Source organism: bacterium, assembly GCA_040753555.1.
Lineage (GTDB): Bacteria > UBA9089 > UBA9088 > UBA9088 > UBA9088 > JBFLYE01.
Genome location: JBFMDZ010000212.1, coordinates 1 through 3453 on the forward strand (window position 1 = coordinate 1; position 3453 = coordinate 3453).

Annotated in this window: 3 protein-coding genes and 1 pseudogene; all 4 read right to left on the reverse strand. The window is 31.8% G+C overall.

The window, feature by feature from the left end; genetic code table 11:
• Positions 1 to 154 (reverse strand): annotated as a pseudogene (locus AB1630_11435) (2-isopropylmalate synthase).
• 7 nt (positions 155 to 161) lie between these two features.
• Positions 162 to 905 carry a hypothetical protein gene (locus AB1630_11440; protein ID MEW6104406.1) on the reverse strand — a complete coding sequence of 248 codons (744 nt, stop codon included), beginning with the start codon at positions 903 to 905 and terminating at the stop codon, positions 162 to 164.
• A gap of 10 nt (positions 906 to 915) precedes the next feature.
• Positions 916 to 3216, reverse strand: a complete 2301-nt coding sequence (locus AB1630_11445) for an N-6 DNA methylase (GenBank protein MEW6104407.1) — start codon at positions 3214 to 3216, stop codon at positions 916 to 918.
• Between the two features lie 8 nt (positions 3217 to 3224).
• Positions 3225 to 3453, reverse strand: a 229-nt coding sequence (locus AB1630_11450; GenBank protein MEW6104408.1) for an alpha-isopropylmalate synthase regulatory domain-containing protein, incomplete at its 5' end; no start/stop codon positions are given.

The window sequence follows — 3453 nt, forward strand, 5'->3', positions numbered from 1 at the left end:
GGACGAATTTTGTTTGGGAAAGTCCTACATTTTGGGGCTTGATGATTTCATATGTCAATTTCTCCTTCAATAGCCCATCCTGATGGATTCCAGATTCATGGGCAAAGGCATTAGCTCCAACAATTGCTTTGTTTGGCTGGACAAAAATGCCTGTATACATACTACTTAAATCCTATCAAGTAATACCTTTCAATCATTACCTTGCATAACTCATCAAAAAAATCTTTTATGCCTAATTTTTCAAATGAGTAAAGAGAAGCAAATTTTTCACTAATCAAACCCTCTTTTACAAACACATGCATATCATCTATAATTTTAGGAGGATTGCTTTCAAAATCAACAATTAAAAGGCAGGCTTTTTCATATTTCCATGGCACATCATTTGGACTTTCTCTATTTGCAATGGATAAAAAACTCAAGATATATTTTTCAAGATTATATCTTTCTGAAAACCTTATCCTGTTTTCTTTTAAGGCTTCTGAGTTATATCCTATCTTGGGAAGTAAATAGAGATATCCCAAAACCATGTAAGGAAATCTATTATGGAGATTTAAAGCTTCCGCAAATATCCTTTCAAATAAGGTATCATAATTCTTATCAATAGAACTTGATTGACTCCTTACATTAACCGCCATAATTGGACCAACAGATACATTTGTTGTGCCATTTTGTGGGGGTTGAACTACAATGTCTTGCTCCTTGGTTTTTGGAAACCCATAAACCTTTTTATCTGAAACAATCCATGTTGGATCAACAATATTTTTCAACTCTTTAATTACATATTGATGAAGTAGGTTAATAAGAGCTTGAGATCTTATAAGACTTGTATATTCTCCTTTTTTAATGGCATCTTCATAAATGGCTTTCATCTCCTTAAGTTTGTTTAATAATATCTCGGATGACATTTTGTTCCTTCTATATCTTTAGAATTTCTAACACAATCTGGTTTATTTCCATAATCTCATCTTTAAGCTTATTTCTTGCCTTCAATCTAATACTATTATTCCTTTGGATAAAGCTTGTAGTTTTTATTTTATCCTGACATTTCTCCCCAATATTTGCAAGTCTATTATGCAAAGAATCATATTCATTAAATTTGGGTATTGGAAATAATAATGGTCTTCTATGAATTGCCCGAGCACCAAAAAGTCCTCTGGGTTGTAATGGTTTTATCATTTTACTAATTATTTCTGAATTAAGAATGCTACATAAATAATATGCCTCGTTTTCATTTTCGGTTTCAAAAAACCATGTTTTAACATCTACAATAAAACCCTTTGATTTCACCTTAATTCCATTAAATTCAAAGCATGGCAATGAATGTTTATCAATAACACAAGAGGCTAAATCAGTGCCTGTTGCATTATACAAAACAAGATATCTTATAAAGGGATTTTGAACTGTAAGGAGACCATTATAATTCAATCTATCTAATAAGCTTGGAAAGCGTTTCTCTGATTTTTCTGTTCTTCTTTCATTCCAGATTGCTTGTGCCTTATTGAACCACTCTGTAATTCCCCTTTTACCATTCTTTTGCAGGCTATTTATATTCATTAATCTAAAACCAGAAAAATTTTCTTTGATTGGGATTACAACTGGATTCATCTTAACATAACCAAATGGAAAAATTTCCCATGCTAACAATGTGGTATAAAGAAAATCCTCCTCTATATTACCTTCTAATATAACATTCCATGGGTTTTTGACTATCTTGTATATTTCATCAGATGTTTTGATTACAAGCCCCGAAGATTGGGTTGTGGATGGGATTTTAAAATCTATAAAATAAAAAGACCTCGGAAATATGCTTGCTCCTACTTTAAATTTTGAGTAATAATAACTTGGTTTTAATGAGAAATCAGGAGGGGTGTAACTATATTTCGCAACAGATAACTTCTCTTTTACATCTAATAATTTACCATTTCTATTTGACAATTCACCTTTATATATTTCCATTAACACAGGATATTTTGTTATTTCACCTTTTGAACCAATCAATACACAAGAGGGCATATTAAAAAGTGGGTTTACCCCCTCCAAATCAAGTATTTTGAACAATTTTATAGGAGGATTTCTGAATTTCCTGAAGTTAATATGGTGGATTGTTCCAGCTAAAACACTTTTTGGCATCACAAAGGCTATTAGTCCATCTTTTTCTAAATATAAGTCAGCACACTTGCAGAAAAAGAGGGTTGCCATCTCCATCTGAGTAAATAGATGAACATCTTTATTTTCAACCAGGTGGTAATTTAAAACCTCTCTTTTTAGAAAGCCTTGATATTCTCTATTTTTTATAGACCTCATAACAACCCAAGGAGGATTGCTAATGAGCATATCGTATTTTTCAAATCTTTCATAATCAAATAGGCTTGGTGATTTTAAACTATCTCTTGTATAAATTGGCAAAACCATCTCCTTTGAACCATCAATCAAGTCGCTAATAGCAATGAGATAATTTGTTTTTGCAATAATGACTGCTATGGGATTTATATCTATACCATGGACATTTTTTACAATATCTTCGCAAGAAACCCCTTTTTTGATAAGCATTTTTATAGCACAATATAGAAATGTGCCAGAACCACAGGCTGGGTCTAAAATTTTTGGAGTTGTTTTTTTCTTTCTCTTTTCCCATAAGGCAAGGGTATCATTTAAAATAAGTTTTGTAAGCCATTCTGGTGTATAGTATTCTCCAATTTTATGTCTTTCTTTGCGTTCTATGATTTCCTCGTATAACTCTCTAAAAATGTCTTCCTCTATTCTAGAAAAGTTATAATTTGACAGCAACTCAATAAAATTCCATACCAAAACATGAAATTCTTTCTCTATTTTAGGATTAAAAAAGCAGGATAGGAAATCGTCTTCAAAGTTTGTGATTCCTTTTCTTATGAAGTATTCACCATTTATTACCCCAAGAATCTCTTTTTTATCCACTCTATTATTATTAAATTTAAGGTAAGTTGCAATCTTTGCTAAAACAATTAGATAAACATGGTCAACAAAGAAAGAAAGGGTAGGCTGATACCCATAAAGTCCTTCCATTGCCTTCGTCCAGTTATCAACTTTTTCTTTTATATCTACCTTTTCCAAAAGAAGATTTTTTAATCTGTTTGTGAATTCTAAATATGCATCACTATTAGAGCCAAGTTTTTCACAGAGAACTTGTCTTGATAAAGAGATTAGATTTTTACTTATAAATTTAGGCTTTTCTTTCATTAAATCTTTTATTTAACATTCTTTGTAACCAAGCGATTGATTGCATTGATATAAGCCTTAGCTGAGGCTGTAATTATATCTGTATCTGCTCCATAACCCCTTGCTATCCTTCCTTTCTCTTCAAGTGAGACCATAACCTCTCCAAGGGCATCTGTGCCACCGGTAATGCTTTTTACCTCGTATTTTAAAAGAGAGCTTTTTGTCTTTGTTAGCTCTTGTATTGCCTTGTATGTAGCA